This is a genomic window from Bacteroides sp. 14(A), from assembly GCF_000526555.1.
GTDB lineage: Bacteria > Bacteroidota > Bacteroidia > Bacteroidales > Bacteroidaceae > Bacteroides > Bacteroides cellulosilyticus.
The window spans coordinates 1,196,394-1,214,103 of sequence record NZ_JAGH01000001.1 but is presented as its reverse complement, the minus strand read 5'-3'; the positions used below and the strand labels follow the sequence as shown (position 1 = coordinate 1,214,103).

The following is a 17,710-nucleotide window of genomic DNA, read 5'->3' as shown; positions in this document are numbered from 1 at the left end:
CCCACCCCCTCTCAGATACCTTCTGAATGGGGATACAATGAGTCAGGAACTGAAAGGCATTCAGTCAGGGAGTGAAAAGCATTCAGTCCCTGACTGAATCAGGTTCACTCAACGAGTCGGAGGAGTAGCTACGGGAAAGGAAGAAATTTACGCATTTTTTGTAAGTATAATTACTAACCGATGAAATATACGATGAATTATCATTCATAAATTAATTAAACACATATGAAGTCTCCCCGTATACGACATATCATCTGGTTATTGCTGCTATGGCTCATGCCTGGCAGCTTTGTCGTTATGGGACAGAATGTAAATGGGAAGAGTGCACAAGAAGCAGAAAATGTACAGGATACAATAGCTCCGCGATATTCCGTTCGCAAGACCGTGCCGGGCACACTAAAAGACCTTTCTCCCCACCCTGCCGACCTGCAATCGCCCATGAACCTGCGAACCGAGGCAGAATATGATGCAAAAACAGACAAATACTACATACGCACAAAATTAGGGAATACCGAAATCGGTGTACCGATGGTACTGCCCCCCGAAGAATATCTGGATTGGACGTTGAAACAATCCATGCAATCTTATTACCGCCAAAAGAACGGAGAACAAATCGGCAAAGGAAAAGAGGCTTTCGACTTTATGGATATGAAGTTCAACCTTGGTCCGGCAGAGAAGTTGTTTGGTCCCGGTGGGGTACAGATACGTACACAAGGTAATGCAGAACTCAGCTTCGGCATGACGTACAAAAATGTGAAGAACCCCTCACTTCCGGAAAGTCAACGCAAAACACTCGGTTTTGACTTTGACGAGAAAATTAATATCAACGTCAATGGAAAAGTAGGTGACAAGGTGAATATGAATATGAACTACAACACCGATGCTACCTTTGATTTTGACACCAAACGGCTGAAACTGAAATATGAGGGAAAAGAAGATGAAATCATCAAACTGATTGAAGCTGGTAATGTGAGCATGTCCACCAATAACTCACTAATACGCGGAGCATCCGCACTGTTCGGTATTCGCACAGACCTGCAATTCGGCAAACTAAAGCTACAAGCTGTTATCAGTCAGCAAGAGAGTGAAGCAAAAACAGTGACAAGCCGCGGTGGTGCACAAACCACTACGTTCGACTTCTCCGCAGATAATTACGAAGGAAACCGCCACTTCTTCCTTGCCCATTATTTTCGGGATGTCTATGATAAAAATCTGGCACAGCTTCCGAATATCCTTTCAGGAATCACAATTAACCGGATCGAAGTATGGGTAACCAACAAACGAAATAACTATGATAATCCGCGAAACATCGTAGCACTAACTGATCTTGGAGAGGCCTTTCACATAGGCAACACTACCGCCTGGAGCGGAGTGGGAAACCCGACCAACCCCAGTTCAAACGTCAACGCTCCCGCCAATAGTGCCAATAACCTCTATGCGGAAATGCTCAGCCGCTATGCAGCCGCACGCGATATCAGCCAGGTAAGTAATATCATGAGTACAATCCCCGGATCCGAACCCGGCATGGATTACGAAAAAATAGAAAGTGCCCGTCTGCTCACTTCCTCAGAATACACACTAAACAGCAAACTCGGTTATATCTCACTGAAGCAAACCCTTCAACCGGACGAAGTACTGGCAGTCGCTTTTGAGTACACACTCGGTGGACGAAGTTATCAAGTAGGTGAGTTTTCTTCAGACATCAAGGAAACCGGGCAAAGTTTGTTCGTAAAATTATTGAAGAATACGGCAAATTCCCCGGACGCAGCCTGCTGGGGTCTAATGATGAAGAATGTCTACAGTCTCAATGCCTACTCTGTGCAAAAAGAAAAATTCCAGTTGAACATCACTTACCAAAGCGATACAACAGGTGTATATCTACGCTACATTCCAGAAGGAAAGATTGCCAAAACACCCCTGTTGCGTGTCATGAACCTCGACCGCCTTAATAGCCAGAACCAAACAGGTGCGGACGGTTTCTTCGACTTTGTCGAAGGCTATACGGTGACAGCTTCGGACGGACGTATCTATTTTCCCGTAGTAGAACCTTTCGGCAGCCACCTGCGCAAAGCCATCGGAAACGATGCGCTGGCAGACAAATATGTGTTTCAAGAACTGTACGACTCCACTCGCACCGTAGCGCAACAAACAGCAGAAAAGAATAAATTCCGACTAACAGGTGAATACCGTGCCTCCAATGCCAATGAAATACGGTTAGGGGCTATGAATATTCCACAAGGTTCAGTACGTGTGACGGCGGGCGGTATGACACTGGTAGAAAACTCTGACTATACAGTAGATTACACATTGGGAGTAGTTACCATTCTCAACCAAAGCATCATTGATGCCGGTACAGCCATCAGCGTAAATCTGGAGAGCAATACGCTCTACAGCATGCAACGCAAAACGATGATGGGACTAAACTTCACCTACGATTTCTCACAGAACTTCTCTTTCGGAGGAAGCATCATGCACCTCAGCGAGAAACCACTGACAAGCAAAGTTGCAATGGGTGACGAACCACTCTCCAACACGTTGTGGGGAGTGAATGCTTCATGGAAAAAAGAAAGCCAGTGGCTGACAAACATGCTGGACAAACTACCGTTTGTCACCGCAACCGCCCCCAGCAGCATCAATCTCGGTGTGGAATTCGCCCATCTCATTCCGGGACATGCCAAAGGACTACAACAAAATGCTTCGTACATCGACGATTTCGAAAGTACACAAAATGGCATTGACCTTCGTCAGCCCTCATACTGGATGTTGGCAAGCACCCCCTCACCCCTCTTTCCCGAAGCAACCTGCAGCAATGATATCAGTTACGGAAAGAACCGGGCACTGCTGGCGTGGTACCATATTGACGGACTTTTCACCCGCCGTAACTCTTCATTGACACCTACACACATCAAAAACGACCTAAACCAGCTTAGCAACCACTATGTGCGTGAGGTCTATGAGCAGGAACTGTTTCCAAATAAGGAAACTCCCTACCAGGAATCGGCTTCCATGAACGTACTGAACCTAGCCTATTATCCACAGGAACGGGGGCCATACAATCTGGATACAGACCTGAATTCCGACGGTACTCTGAAAAATCCGGAGAATCGCTGGGGAGGCATGATGCGTAAACTGGATACCAGTGATTTCGAAGCGGCGAACATTGAATACATCTCTTTCTGGTTACTGGATCCATTCATCTACGAAGAAGGCAGTATTGAGGGAGGAATAACACGAACAGGTTCGGAAAAGGCAACACGAGCAAATTCCCCCAAAGGTACTCTCTACATAAACCTTGGCGAAGTATCTGAAGACATCCTCAAAGATGGCAAGAAGTTCTTTGAAAACGGTCTGCCCATTGATGGAGATGCAACAAAGACCGAAGAAACAGTTTGGGGGCGTGTTCCCCGCGATCGTAGTGTGGTATATGCCTTTGATAATGCAGCCGGCGCACGCCGTAAGCAAGATGTCGGACTGAACGGGCTCTCTACTGAAGACGAACGTACCTTCTCCACTTATCAGAAATATCTGGCAGACGTACAGGGCAAAGTGGACGCCTCCACTTACGAGAAATTTTACAACGATCCGGCAGGCGACAATTATCATTATTTCCGTGGCTCGGACTATGACCGGGAAGAGCGTAGCATTCTGGAACGCTACAAATACTATAACAATACCGAGGGGAACTCCACCGCGAGTGAAGACTCTCCGGAACGATACGATATATCTTCAAAGACCGTACCCGATGTAGAGGATATCAATCAGGACAATACACTGAACGAGACTGAGAAATATTTCCAATATCGCATCAACCTGACACCTTCCGACCTGAAAGTAGGACAGAATTACATCACGGATAAACGAACCGCCAGTGTCCGCCTGCGCAACGGACAAACGGAAGAAGTGACCTGGTATCAGTTCAAAGTTCCCGTACGCAGTGGCGAGGCGGTGGGAAGCATCAAAGACTTCAAGTCCATCCGTTTCATGCGCATGTTCCTGACCGGATTTGAGAAACCCATCGTGCTACGTTTTGCAACCTTAGAGTTGGTACGCGGCGAATGGCGCACCTATACCGATGCACTGAATAATACACAACAAGGCGCCTCTACCACCAGCTCTGCTGCACTGGACGTTTCTGCCGTCAATATCGAAGAAAATGGAGACCGTACTCCGGTGAACTATGTAATGCCTCCGGGCATCTCCCGTGTCATCGATCCGGGACAACCGCAACTTCGTCAACAGAATGAGCAAGCCATGAGCCTGAAGCTGGAAAAGTTGGCTCCCGGCGATGCACGTGCCGTCTACAAAAATACCGGTATGGATATGCGGCAATACCGCCGGCTGCAAATGTTTGCTCATGCCGAAGCTTTGCCCGATCTCTCCACAGATCCGCAAAATGGCGAACTTTCCGTATTCATCCGCCTCGGCTCAGATTACCGCAGCAACTATTATGAATACGAAATTCCCCTCACACTCACTCCGCACGGAGAATACAACGGAAGCACCGTTGCAGGTTGCCTTGCCGTCTGGCCCAAAGACAACAATCTTGACATTGACCTCAGTGTACTCACCAATGTCAAGAAGGCCCGTAATCGCTTGAAGAATATCTCGAACAGTGGTGTCAGCTATGCAAAAGTGTATTCGGAATACGATCCGGATAAACCCTCCAATAAGATAAGCGTGATTGGTAATCCTTCACTGGCAGAGGTCAAGACTATGATGATTGGTGTGAGGAACAACTCACGCACCATTAAATCGGCAGAGGTCTGGGTGAACGAACTGCGCCTAACCGAATTCAACGAAGACGGCGGTTGGGCTGCACAAGGCAATCTCAACTTACAGCTTTCCGATATCGGTAGTATCAACCTAGCCGGTCATGTGGAAACAGCCGGTTTCGGTGGACTGGAACAGAGTGTCAGCGAGCGTCGACTGGACGATTATTATCAGTATAGTTTCACCACTACATTCGATCTGGGACGTTTCTTTCCTAAAAAGGCTAAATTGGCCGCTCCTATTTACTTCTCTTACTCCAAAGAGGCCACTACGCCAAAGTACAACCCTTTGGACAAAGATATGCTGCTGGATGATGCGCTGGATGCCTGTACCACCGATTGGGAACGAGACTCGCTGATGAATATCGCCCGTGAAATTACTACCTACCGCAATTTCAGCCTCAGCAATGCACGACTGGGTATTACAAGTAAAACCCCCATGCCTTATGATCCGGGGAACTTTACTTTCAGCTATTCCCGTTCCCTCCGCCACAATCAGGGTAGCACCACAGCTTACGAAAACGAAACGGACTGGCGCGCTGCAATGACTTATAATTATGCTCCCGTCTATCGCCCGTGGGAACCTTTCAAAGCTATGGAAAGCAAATCTCCATGGATGCGTTTCATCAAAGAAATCAATCTGAACTGGCTGCCTCAAAGCATCTCATTCAATACCGATATGACGCGTCACTATTATGAACTTCAACTCCGCGACCTGGAGGCATTGACTGCCGGAAGCAGTTCCATCGGCAGCGGGGATCTCAGTATCGAAGGCATCCCCATCTCCGTCGCTAAAGAATTTCTATGGAACCGTGACTTTGCCCTGCGCTGGGACCCTACAAAAAACCTAAAACTGAACTTTACCTCTGCTACCCACGCCGAGATTGAAGAACCTTACGGTGTAGTAAATAAAGACCTTTACCCCGATGAATACTCAGCCTGGAAAGATACAGTACGCCGCAGCCTGCTCTCACTCGGCCGCCCTATTGATTTCCAGCAGACATTCAATGCCACTTATAAGCTCCCATTCGACAAGTTCCCCGCTACCGACTGGGTCAGCGCTGACCTTCGTTTCGCCTCTTCTTACAACTGGGACCGGGGTGTTTCCCTTTCCGATGGCATAGAGATGGGCAATACTGTCAGCAATCAGCGCAGCATCGACGTAAACTCGCGTTTCAATCTCGAAGCACTCTATAACAAGGTGCCTTATTTAAAGAAAGTAAACCGCCGCTTTTCTGCTTCCTATCGCAAACCCGCCTCACCCAAAGAACAAAAGCCCCGTCGCTTCGACAAGGAAGTACAATTGCGTGCAGACACTACAGTTACCATTCAACACGGTATGAACTCCCGTCGTCCCAAAGTCACCGCTCTCACAGTGGACGGACGTCGCTATCCCGTACGTTATAAAGTTATAAATGCTAATTCACTACGTATTGATACGCAGGACACGGCACGCATAAAGCTCACTGTAATCCCCGGTCCCGATCCAGAAGATGGTTGGTGGTATAAATTCGGCCAGCATGCTACCCGCATTGCCATGAGCGTACGCAATTTCAGCTTTACCTACAAAAATACGTATGCCATGACCCTTCCCGGTTTCCGTCCTGAAGTCGGTGACATGTTCGGCCAGAAGAAACACGGAGGCTTCCTTGCTCCGGGAATGGACTTTGCATTCGGTTTCACCGGAGACGACTATATCGACCGTGCCTTGCAAAACGACTGGCTCATCTGCAACGACTCCGTTGTCAGCCCTGCCAGCAGCAATGCCCTTGAAGATCTTCAATTGCGTATCTCCCTTGAACCGATACGCGACCTCAAAATAGACCTTACCGCCAATCGTACCCGAAACCGCAGCCGCGAAATACAATATATGTTCGAAGGTATGCCAGATACCCGCAGTGGTAACTTCTCAATGAGTATCATTTCTATCGGTAGTGCTTTCGAACGCCCCAGCGCCGGTGACGGTTACCATTCCGGTACATTCGAACGTTTCCGCCGCAACCTTGACGTCATCCGTGACCGTGTGGAATCCCAATTCCTCGGTGCACAGTATCCGCAAGGCAGCACTCTTGCCGGAAAGACATTCGATCCGGCAAACGGCACAATCAGCAAGCACTCACCGGATGTCATGATCCCTGCCTTCCTCGCCGCCTACACCGGAAAGAGCGCTCGGAACTCCGCTCTCGACTTCTTTCCCAGCCTGTTCTCCATGATGCCGAACTGGCGTATCACCTACACAGGACTTACCAAGATAGCCTGGTTCAAAAAGAACTTCCGCAGTGTCAATCTGAATCATGCCTATCGCAGCACCTACAGCGTCGGCAGCTACAACACTTTCCAGAGTTTCATGAGCTATATGGGGGATATAGGCTTTGTAGAAGATGTGCAATCAGGAAATCCTATCCCTTCATCGCGCTTCGACATCAGCATGGTATCCATTAATGAGCAATTCTCCCCCCTTATCGGTATGGATGCCACCCTCAAAAACGGACTTACCGCCAAAGTGGAATATAAAACCAGCCGTATATTAAATCTCAGTATGAGTGCTTGTCAGCTGGTAGAAACCGCTTCCCGCGATTTCGTTATCGGTTTGGGATATAAGATTGTAAACTTCAATTTATTCAGTGGCCGGAATGTAAAAGACAGCAAGAATCGTGTCAGCCATGACCTTGCTCTCCGTGCAGATATTTCATTCCGCAACCAATCCGCCCTCTGCCGGGACATCCAGCAAGGTTTTGCACAAGCTACCAATGGCAACAAAGCTCTGAAAATATCATGTTCGGCAGACTACACCCTGAGTCGCTTGTTAACCCTGCGCCTCTACTATGACCGCCAACAGAATACTCCGTTAGTGTCCTCTAGCTCATATCCGGTAGTCAGTGCTGACTTTGGTTTCAGCATGAAATTCTCTCTCACGCGGTAAATATACTCGACTATTAAGGAGCAATTCAAGGGAAAGTCCTATCTTTGTGAGATAAACAACAAGCAATATGAAACAAGCAAGAATTTACATGAAGCGTTGGTTAGGAATTAACGAACGCAGTAAACAGCTCTCGACCGACACCTGGTATTTGAACTTTGCCAATCAACTACTATCTTTGATCGATGAATCCCCTTTATACAGTAAAAAGTTTGAAGCAGAGAAAGTAGACGCTGCCCTTTCATTGGCTATTTATCTGCAAGACGCCATCGCCCAGTCCGGTGGTTGGAAAGAGTTTTCCAATGCCTATTACGGATTGTACAAGTCCTATCTTCCTTTCTATACGCTGACCGACGAGTATCTTCCCGACGAAATCAATGTAGAGGATATCTCATTCATTCAGTGGACGCTCCTCTCCCGCTATGCCATCTTCGAAGAGGACGAAGTTATTATCCAGAATCCTCATGATTCTGACCTGATAGAATTCAGCCAAAAGGTATATGATGTGATGGATACCGCCTTTGAAGAAGCTCCCATCTGCGACGAGCCGTCTTCTCCCATTTGGGTGATGGGACTTGATTTATTGGAAATGCCATTAGTACCACTTCCCGAAATCACTCCCGGAATGACACTTAAAAAAGATGTGGAGAACTGCCTGTCATACAGCAAAGGAGAACCGCTGCTTTATTTTACCACCTATGATGAATTACGCCGTTTCTTTGTGGAAGAACTAAAATGGGAAGATAAAAATGAAAGTCTGTTACCGGAATTAAGAGATGAAAGAAACTTTGTGATCTATGCCAATGCCAAAGGTATGCTGATAGCCTCTAATGTTTCTTATTGCTTCTGCGATCCACGCAATCCGACTTATAATGCAGAAAAAGCAGCTGCCAAAGGATACAAATTATTCACTTATCCGGGCACCTGCCCCTTTGACCTCCTGAAGTATGGTATGGCAAAAGGCCTGCTTCCTGATATGCAACTTCCCTTCCCTGGTGGAAAAGAAGTATTGCACGATAATTGGGACTTCATTGCACGATACTTCTTGTGTGAGTATTACGAAGGAGAGTGAAAATAAGTGATTAGTTGTTAGTGATAAATTGTAAGCATAACATTAATCACTTATCACTAACAACTAATCATTATTTCTACATTTCTATAATCTCTTCCTTGCACAGTGTCAACTTCTCTACCCCGTCTGCCGTCACTACCCATGAGTTTTCAATACCCAGGGGGCCGACACCCGGCAATACGATTTTGGGTTCGAGGGCAAATACCATACCCGGTTCTAATTCCTGCTTCATACGCGGAGCCAGTACAGGAGCTTCGTTGATTTCCAAGCCAATGCCATGACCGATAAATTTCGCCTTCTGTCCTACTCCCATAAAGTAATCGGCAAATCCGGCTTTCGTTACGATATCAATAGCTGTATTATAGAGATCTTCGCAAACAGCACCCGGTTTTGCCTTTTCAATCACAGCTGCCTGTACATCCAGACATGTTTGATGCGCAGCATAAGCCTTCTCCGGTAACTTACCGATAGAGAATACTCGGCTCATATCACCCATGTATCCATAGAAGTTTCCACCCATATCAACCATAAAACTCTGACCGGGTTGTAACAGTGCACCATTTGCACCGATAGGTATAGACGGATCAAGTCCTTCACCACCTAAAGCAAAGTCATAAGGTGCAGGAGCAGTGGCATTATCTCCCGCCAGCAAGCTACCCATAAATATCTCCATACTCTGACCAAATGTACGGAAAATACCCAGACAACCTTCCAAACGCATCAAGCGTTCTATTTCAATAGACAACTGACGATCTGTCATTCCCGGTCGATACACAGAAGGAATCTGTTCATAAGCCTTCGTATGAGCAATACCCGAACGACGGAACATTTCAATTTCAATATTTGTCTTTACACTACGTGCCTTACGGATCAGGGGAGTACCATTCACAACAGTAGTTTCTGGGAAGCAAGCTGCCAGACGGGTATACTCCGTATAAGAAAGTTCGTCTCCCTCCAACATCAATTTCGCAGGTAAAGGTAGACCGCACTCTTTCAATAAATCGGGCAATTGTTCCGGTTTACGGATAGAATGTATATGTTCTCCTTCAATATTATTAGGACGTTTGATAAATAAGCGTGCCGGAGCATTCAATGGTAAATACAGATAGCCGCTGACAACGCGTCCGTACGTATAAATCAAGTTTACATTGCAAGTGATAAGAGCGGCATCAATCTCTTGTTGAGCCATCAAGACACGTATCTTATCGCGTCTTAATTTTAGTTCCGGTTGTAACATCTCTTTGTTATTTAATGATTTTCCGGGTGCAAAGGTAATAATTTTGGTATTAAGTACGAGGTATTAAGTATTAAGTTTGACTGATAGTTGCGCTGTAGAAGTGAATATACCTAATTGTTGGTATGCCTATAAAAAAAGTACTGCCCTACACCTTCACAGGCAGGACAGCACAAACCACAAATACAAATACAACTAAACAAAGTTTTCCTTTAAATAATTCCCTGACCTATCATTGCGTGAGCCACCTTCATGAAGCCTGCAATATTGGCTCCCTTCACGTAGTTGATGTAACCGTCAGGTTCTGTCCCATATTTTACGCATTGTGCATGAATGCCGTGCATAATAGCGTGCAGTTTCTCGTCCACTTCGGCAGCACACCAACTGAGGTGCATTGCATTCTGTGACATTTCCAATCCGGAAGTAGCAACACCACCGGCATTGACTGCCTTACCCGGAGCATACATCACCTTATGTTCGATGAACAGGTCGATAGCTTCCGGCGTACAGCCCATATTAGATATTTCACCCACACACATCACTTTATTTTCAATCAACTGACGGGCATCATCACCATTCAGTTCATTTTGCGTAGCACAAGGCAATGCAATATCAGCTTTCACTTCCCATGGACGCTTGCCGGCAACAAATGTAGAACCGGGGAATTCGTCTGCATACGGAGCTACTATATCATTACCCGATGAACGGAGTTCAAGCATATAATCTATCTTTTCGCCACTGATACCATTCGGATCATAAATATATCCGTCCGGTCCGGAGATAGTAACCACCTTGGCACCCAACTCGGTTGCTTTGGTAGCGGCACCCCAAGCTACATTTCCGAAACCGGAAACAGCAACGGTCTTACCTTTAATATCAATACCTTTAGTTTCTAACATCTGGTTAACGAAGTACAATCCACCGAAACCTGTAGCTTCAGGACGAATCAGAGAACCACCGAATTCCAAACCCTTTCCGGTAAATGTGCCGGTAAATTCCCGGGTTAACTTCTTATACATACCGAACATATAGCCCACTTCACGACCACCTACACCGATATCACCGGCTGGAACATCCATATCCGGACCAAGGTGACGCCATAACTCCAACATGAATGCCTGACAGAAGCGCATGATTTCACCATCGCTCTTACCGCGCGGAGAGAAGTCGGAACCACCTTTACCACCACCCATAGGCAGAGTAGTCAGTGCATTCTTAAACGTCTGTTCAAAGCCTAAGAATTTAAGGATGGAAAGATTTACGGAAGCATGGAAACGAATACCGCCTTTGTACGGGCCAATGGCATTGTTGAATTGCACACGGTAACCAAGGTTGGTTTGTACATCACCTTTGTCGTCCACCCAAGTAACACGGAACGTAAAGATACGGTCGGGTTCAACCAAGCGTTCTATGATTTTAGCTTTCTCGAACTCTGGATGCTGGTTATAGATATCTTCGATGGAAAGAAGTACTTCCTTTACGGCTTGAAGATATTCAGACTCGCCGGGATGCTTTGCCTCTAAAGAGGACATAATTCGTTCGATATTCATAATATTACGTTTTAAAGGTTTATTCCTTCGTGACTTTAAGGTTATTCGAGCAAATTGTCAACGAATAACACTGCAAATATAGGAAAACTTTTGGATTCACCTATACTTTTCAGTGATATTTTGATTAAATAATGATAAAACGTCAGATAAGTTAAGAGTGGAGAGTCGAGAGTTACCATGCGGCATATAGTCGCAACACAGCGCAGTCACTCTCAACTCTCGACTCTCAACTTATTCAAACTTCATTCCCATATTATACATGATAAAGGCATAAGTGTCAGCCTGTTCTTCAAGAACCTTAGTCATAGGTTTGCCTGCACCATGTCCGGCTTTACTTTCGATGCGGATGATAGTGGGATTCGTACCGTCATTACATTCTTGCAGGGTAGCGGCAAACTTGAATGAGTGTGCGGGAACTACACGGTCATCATGATCGGCAGTAATCACCATGGTTGCAGGATATTTGGTGCCGGGCTTCAGGTTGTGCAACGGAGAGTAGCCTTTCAGGTACTCGAACATTTCCTTGCTGTCCTCACTCGTACCGTAATCGCTTGCCCAGTTCCAACCGATAGTGAACTTATGATAGCGGAGCATATCCATTACACCTACCTGCGGAATGGCTACGCGGAACAAATCTGGACGTTGTGTCATACAGGCACCTACCAGCAAACCACCATTAGAGCCACCTACGATAGCTATTTTATCTTTGTTAGTATACTTATCATTAATAAGGTATTCGGCAGCTGCGATGAAATCGTCGAATACATTCTGTTTCTGCATCTTCGTACCGGCTATGTGCCAGTCTTCACCATACTCGCCACCACCACGCAGATTAACCTGTGCATAGATACCTCCATTTTGCAGGAACGGAATACGTGATGTAGAGAAACCCGGATTAAGGCTGATATTGAAACCGCCGTAACCATAGAGATACACCGGATTCTTACCGTCTTTCTTAAGATCTTTCTTATAAGTCAGGAACATCGGTATCTTTGTGCCGTCCTTGCTGGGGTAGAATACCTGCTCCGTTATAAATTCATCGGAGTTGAAGTCAACCTTCGGAGCACGGAAGAGCTCATAGGTATTCGCATCCATATCATATTTATACGTAGCACCGGGGATGGTGAACGAAGTAAAACCGAAGAAACATTCTTTGTCATCCTTGTCGCCACTGAAACCTACGGAACCGAGCGAAGGCAACTTAATTTCCTGTATTTCCTTGCCGTCCAGGCCATATACATACGCATGATTGGCAGCATCTTTATCATACGTCAGGAATAACTTCTCACCTATCACACTGGCATCCGAAAGTACATTCTCACTTTCCGGAACCAGCTCCGTCCAGTCTTTCAAAGCGGGTTTATTGATGTCCGCCGTCATGAGGCGATATTTCGGCGCATTGTAGTTCGTAAACATATAGATTTTGTCACCGATCACCTCTATAGGAGCATAAGTGTAATCCATATCCGTAGCCATTGCAACGAACGGTGCATTCGGTTTACGCAGATCTTTCATATACAAGGCATTGCCACGTCCGTCGCCACTCTCATACAGGAACAGGATGGTTTCATCCTCATTCACACTGGCAGTATAGAAACGCTTGGGATATGCCTGATTCTGGTAAACCAGCTTATCCTGCGATTGCGGTGTACCCATCTTATGATAGTAAATCTTATGATTCTCGTTCACGTTAGAGAACTCCTTCCCTTTCACCGGAGCATCGTAAGCGCTGTAGTAAAATCCATCGCCCTGCCAGGTAGCTCCTGTAAACTTTGCCCATTCAATATGATCGTCCAGCAACTTGCCGGTTTCGGTATCCATTACATAGATTTCCTGCCAGTCTGAACCACTACGCGCAATGGTATAGCCGGTATATTTTCCATTATTCGAAAAATAAATGCCTGTCAAAGCTACCGTACCATCATCCGAAAGTTTATTAGGATCAAGAAATACACGTGGTTCACCGTCCAAGCTATCCTGTACATACAGTACACTCTGGTTCTGCAAACCGTCATTCTTATAGAAGTAATACTTGCCGTGTTTCTTGAACGGTGTACCAATCTTTTCATAATTAGCCACATCCGTCAGTCGCTTCAGCAGAGCATCGCGGAAAGGTATCTTAGACAAATAGTCGTTCGTTACTTTGTTCTGAGCTTCCACCCATGCAGCAGTTGCAGCGGAAGTGTCATTCTCCAACCAACGATACGGGTCGGGTACTTCTGTTCCAAAATAGACATCTACAGTATCCACTTTCGCGGTTTCAGGATACATAAGTTTCTGTTGTTGTTGTTGTGCACATGACATCATGATGATACCGGTTGCAAATAAAGTTACTTTTTTCATATTATACATATATATAAGAGTGTACGAGCTACAAGCTACGAGCTACAAGTGCTGCGCTGTGGGTGTTGGTGACGAGTTACTGCGTAGCCACTTGTCACTTGTAGCTCGTAACTAAATTTAGTTTAGGCGTTAAAATTACAAAAACAACCAATAGCAAACAAGGATTTCTCCCATAATTATACTTCAAATAGCATTTCCAGCCGGATTCATTCATTATGCTATACTGAGATATGTTCCCATCAGGATTGAGGCTACCTCCCATAACGACAGAAATAGTGTTTCACTACGACTGATCATGGTGGAACACCGAATGTAAGGGGTTTAAATATCATCAACAGAAGTCGAGAATCTATCATTTTCCTTCATTTTGATGGTTTTTAAAGGTTTTATGGCGGTTATCAAACCTTCTTTTGCCAAATTATGGCTAACCTTGCATCAGAAACAAAAGGTTATCATAATCATGAGAAAGAAATCATTCATATTACTCTTGTTGTTCATAAGCAATACTTCCCTATTCAGTCAAAATCCTCTGACGGAGGATGCCCTATTAGAGAAGCAAATCTATGAAACAGGACTGATCCATGCCCCGCTGCCTTTGAACACCTCCCGTTCTTTCGAAGAGAATGCTTTGAAGAAAGAGGTGTTATCCAGCCAGCCGCTTGCGGAAACTGAAGGAGCAGACGGATGGACTCATTCCGGAGCCGGAAAAATGTCTTTCTCAAAAGAGAAAACCACATCGGGCAAAGGGAGCATCCGTTTATCTTTTCCTACTTATACCGGAAAAAGAGCCGCTGGTTCTCTTTCCGATCCTGACTATGCAACTTATGGAAATAGCCGTATCACCTATCACGTCGATGGTAGGAACTGGGAAAAGTACAACAGAATCTACTTTTCTATCTATCCTGATTGCGACGGCGCACGCGTAGTCAATATGAACCTGACTTTTACAAACGACAGTTCCACACCCAAACAAGGTTATAATCTCCCCAGCGGTTCCCATCTCATCAATCTGGTAAATAAGCAATGGAACCATTGCTTTCTGGAAATAGACGAATATCAGCGGGATAAGGTAATATCCATCAGCTTCGACACCGCACTGAAAGGGAAAGACCGGACAACAGGAGACTCTGCCATTTATTATGTGGACGATATCCGGTTGCAGCAAATCAAAAATCCGGAAAAAGTGAGCGGATGGGAACCGGCGGAGCATACCATCATATATTCTACAACAGGCTATGCCATAAATAGCCCGAAAACAGCCCTCGCTCATGCCAATTCATGCAAACAGTGGAAACAATTCCAACTGATAAACTCCGTCAGCAAAGAAGTGGCATACGAAGGTGCGCTGAAACAGGAACAAACCACCATCGGACAGTTCGGAGTCATGGACTTCACCGACTTCAACCAACCGGGAGACTACCAACTGAAAGTAGGTAAAAACATCACTCCTGCCTTTCGGATCGGTGAAAAGTTGTGGGATAATTCTCTCTGGAAAGTACTGAATTTCCTGTTTTGCCAGCGTTGCGGACATCCCGTCCCCGGCAAACATGCCGCTTGTCATACGGATCTATTTTCCCGGCATGACGGAAAAAGTATCGCCTATTCAGGCGGATGGCATGATGCAGGCGATTTGTCACAGCAGACGTTACAGACCGGAGATGTGACTTTCTCCCTACTGGAAGCATACAACCGGCTCAAAACCAGAAATACTCCGTTGGCAGCCCGTCTGCTGGAAGAAGCGGAATGGGGGATCGAGTTCATACTGAAAAACCGTTATGGAGACGGCTATCGTGCCAGCAGTATGGGACTGCTTATCTGGCAAGACGGCATCCTGAATACATTGGATGACATTCATTCCGTACGCGTTCAAAACATGGCATTCGACAATTTCCTGTACGCAGGATACGAAGCATATGCGGCAATGACCATAGATCGGGACCCTATGCTACAAGAGCATCTGCGAAAGGTAGCGGAGGAAGACTTTGCTTTTGCTACAGAAAAATTCGAAAGAGAGGGTTTCGACTTATTCAAACAGATGTACGAACATAGCTACAACACCTCCGAGAGCCAATATATGGCAACCATATCCTGGTCTGCCAGTATGCTCTACAAGCTCACGGGCAAGGCATATTATGCCGAAAAGGCTGCCGAGACCATTCGATATGTACTTGCCTGCCAGCGTACGAAGCCTTTACAGGATCCGGAAAAAACCTGCGGATTCTTCTATCGGGATCAGTCTGGAAAATCCATCGTACACTATATCCATCAATCACGCGAACAAGTCTACATGCAGGCAATGACGTTGCTTTGTGAAACACAGAAACAGCACCCTGATTATCAGAAGTGGGTGAACTCCATACAACTATACGGAAACTATCTGAAAGGTCTGATGAAATACACCCGACCTTATGGAATGATTCCGAGTGGAGTATATCATGCGGAAGAGTACAGTGATTCAGCAAGTTTCTACGCGCTTCATCTCTTTCCGCCCGCCAATGCACGGCAGCTATACACGGAACAGGTGAAACGGGGAGTCAAACTCGACAAGGAACATTACCTGAAACGTTTCCCTGTATGGTTCAGTATCTTCAATGGAAACACAGCCATACATCTCTCCACCGGAAAATCCGCTGCCATTTGCGGCAACTTCCTTAAAGACGAAGAGTTGCTGAACATCGGTCGGGAACAGCTCTACTGGACAGTCGGAAAGAACCCATTCGGACAATCCCTGATATACGGCGAAGGGTACAATTATCCGCAGATGAACAGTTTTTCTTCCGGTGAGATGACAGGCGAAATGCCCGTAGGCATCCGCACCCTGGGCAATGATGACATCCCCTACTGGCCACAGACCAACAATGCCTGTTATAAAGAGGTCTGGGTGACATCGGCAGGAAAGTGGCTATCACTGATTGCCGAATACTAACAAAAGAAATTATTAATTACATAAAATCAAAAAAGCTATGAAAACTATTAAGTTTTATCTTGTCCTCCTATTTACAGCATGCACCCTTCTGGTAAACGCTCAAACTCCTAAAGGCTATCCTGCCAATTATGCCCGGGGCCCCCGCTTCAAGGCATTAGTCTACTATACGCAGCATGCAGAAGAAGCACATTATCAGTTCTCCCTGCAAGCCGTAGAGTTCTTCAAGAAACTGAACTACGGTGACGGTTTCGTTCTCGATCTCACAATGGATTTGTCTTCCTATACTTACGAAAAGCTAAAAGAGTATAGCGTAGTGGTGATGCTCGACGGCTACCCCAATACAAAAGCCGAACGGGATGCTTTTGAGAAGTATATGGAAAACGGTGGTGGCTGGGTAGGCTTCCATGTAGCCGCCTACAATGACAAGAACACCCAATGGCCCTGGTTCGTCAACTTCCTGGGCGGTGGAGTCTTCTATTGCAACAACTGGCCTCCCCAACCAGTCCTGGTTGAAGTGGACAACGAGAACCATCCAGTCACCAAGAACCTGCCCGCCTCTTTTGTGGCACCTTCCAGCGAATGGTATCAGTGGAATCCCAGTCCGAGAGCCAATAAAGATGTGGAAGTTCTGCTGTCCCTCTCTCCCAAGAACTATCCCCTGGGCATCAAAGATGTAGTAAACTTCGGTGATTTCCCCATCGTATGGACCAATACCAAATACAGAATGATATATCTGAATATGGGGCATGGCGATGAAGAATTCATTGACGCCACACAAAATCTTTTGTTTGTCAATGCCTTCCGCTGGGTGGTAAGTACGGACAAGCAAGGAGATCCTTTCAAAAAATAGACCCTTAAAACAAAAACCAATTTATTAATCTTATTAGTATCTTTTG

7 protein-coding genes are annotated in these 17,710 nt (G+C 45.9%); 4 read left to right on the top strand and 3 right to left on the bottom strand.

The annotated features are described in order from the left end of the window. The first annotated feature begins 225 nt into the window (after positions 1-225). Together sprA and K429_RS0104330 are read left to right on the top strand one after the other, a co-directional pair. Positions 226-7,692, top strand: a complete 7,467-nt coding sequence (sprA, locus tag K429_RS0104335; RefSeq protein WP_025726153.1) for a cell surface protein SprA — start codon at positions 226-228, stop codon at positions 7,690-7,692. A gap of 67 nt (positions 7,693-7,759) precedes the next feature. After that, positions 7,760-8,761 (top strand): DUF3843 family protein, encoded by a 1,002-nt coding sequence (locus tag K429_RS0104330; RefSeq protein WP_007214913.1) that lies wholly within the window; start codon positions 7,760-7,762, stop codon positions 8,759-8,761. A 76-nt stretch (positions 8,762-8,837) separates the two neighbouring features. Here the strand turns inward: K429_RS0104330 and K429_RS0104325 are convergent, their stop codons facing one another. The 3 genes from K429_RS0104325 to K429_RS0104315 all read right to left on the bottom strand — a co-directional run bounded on the left by K429_RS0104325 (position 8,838) and on the right by K429_RS0104315 (position 13,888). Continuing rightward, on the bottom strand, positions 8,838-9,998 hold the full coding sequence (locus tag K429_RS0104325; protein ID WP_007214914.1) for a Xaa-Pro peptidase family protein: 1,161 nt from the start codon (positions 9,996-9,998) through the stop codon (positions 8,838-8,840). 209 nt (positions 9,999-10,207) lie between these two features. Further along, complete coding sequence (gene gdhA, locus K429_RS0104320; RefSeq protein ID WP_025726152.1) at positions 10,208-11,545, bottom strand: NADP-specific glutamate dehydrogenase; 1,338 nt, start codon at positions 11,543-11,545, stop codon at positions 10,208-10,210. Between the two features lie 231 nt (positions 11,546-11,776). Next, positions 11,777-13,888: a prolyl oligopeptidase family protein gene (locus K429_RS0104315; RefSeq protein ID WP_025726151.1), complete on the bottom strand. Its 2,112-nt coding sequence runs from the start codon at positions 13,886-13,888 to the stop codon at positions 11,777-11,779. A gap of 460 nt (positions 13,889-14,348) precedes the next feature. Here K429_RS0104315 and K429_RS0104310 point away from each other — a divergent pair, with 460 nt between their 5' ends. Beyond that, entirely contained in the window at positions 14,349-16,814 is a 2,466-nt protein-coding gene (locus tag K429_RS0104310; protein ID WP_025726150.1) for a glycoside hydrolase family 9 protein, read from the top strand. Between the two features lie 37 nt (positions 16,815-16,851). Next, positions 16,852-17,664: a ThuA domain-containing protein gene (locus tag K429_RS0104305; RefSeq protein WP_025726149.1), complete on the top strand. Its 813-nt coding sequence runs from the start codon at positions 16,852-16,854 to the stop codon at positions 17,662-17,664. The last annotated feature ends 46 nt before the right edge of the window (positions 17,665-17,710 follow it).

Coding starts and splice junctions, on each gene's coding strand:
- K429_RS0104325 (WP_007214914.1), bottom strand. CDS start 9,998: ATGTTACAACCGGAACTAAAATTAAGACGCGATAAGATACGTGTCTTG.
- gdhA (WP_025726152.1), bottom strand. CDS start 11,545: ATGAATATCGAACGAATTATGTCCTCTTTAGAGGCAAAGCATCCCGGC.
- K429_RS0104330 (WP_007214913.1), top strand. CDS start 7,760: ATGAAACAAGCAAGAATTTACATGAAGCGTTGGTTAGGAATTAACGAA.
- K429_RS0104315 (WP_025726151.1), bottom strand. CDS start 13,888: ATGAAAAAAGTAACTTTATTTGCAACCGGTATCATCATGATGTCATGT.
- K429_RS0104310 (WP_025726150.1), top strand. CDS start 14,349: ATGAGAAAGAAATCATTCATATTACTCTTGTTGTTCATAAGCAATACT.
- K429_RS0104305 (WP_025726149.1), top strand. CDS start 16,852: ATGAAAACTATTAAGTTTTATCTTGTCCTCCTATTTACAGCATGCACC.
- sprA (WP_025726153.1), top strand. CDS start 226: ATGAAGTCTCCCCGTATACGACATATCATCTGGTTATTGCTGCTATGG.